1 protein-coding gene is annotated in these 751 nt (G+C 38.3%); it reads right to left on the bottom strand.

The window, feature by feature from the left end; translation table 11 throughout:
* Positions 1–119 (bottom strand): hypothetical protein (locus ACWQ4X_RS19740; protein ID WP_313738177.1); only part of this gene is annotated, 119 nt, incomplete at its 3' end.
* Positions 120–751: the final 632 nt, after the last annotated feature.

Consider the following 751-nt stretch of genomic DNA (forward strand, 5'->3'; position numbering starts at 1 on the left):
AAATCTTCAATCGTTGCACGGTTAAATTTGTTGACCGACTCACCTTGTAAGTCAAAGCGGAATTCTGCAATTCCGTCCGAAAGCATTTGGACGGTAATGGCATTGCCAGCGTGGATCATGCCTGATCTCCTTTATTTTGGAGGACTTCTAAGTTGATGTTGTGAAGCGAGTACGTCATTCCTACGTACATCTATGCTCCGCCAATCTTACGATAACTATATCGAAAAAGAACATAACAAGTTGTATCAAGCCGTGACGCAAGGGTCATCTATTTTTATTCAATTATTTCGTGTGCTTGCGTGATGTATTTTTAAACGATGTGGTTTAAATAGAGTGAAGTTTTTGTTTCATTTAAGATTTTTTATGGATGAGTGCTCAAAAAATGATTAGACAGCACCTTTATGTTTCAAGTCAATCTTTGTGCCGATTCTGGCAATTTAGTCAATGCTACACTTGCAGGTAAACCCAAACAGAATGAAAACTTGTGATGAAAAGCTGGAAATAGGACGTACTTTGCAGCCTATGCTACAATTCGCAGTCTAGACCGAATACTGGTCTTTTTCTTTTATTTCGTTTTCTTTGGTTTCCAGGTTTTCATATGATTAAGTGGATCATTCTGGCGATTTTTATTCTTTCTGCACTTTACATTCAGCAACGTGGGAAGGTTCGTCACTCGTTTTATCGTCAATTTTTCGATCACTCAACGATTCTTGCGCCGATAAACTACCTCATGTACATGTTTTCAAAGGTG

The organism is Acinetobacter sp. NigerLNRRAM0016 (assembly GCF_054112845.1).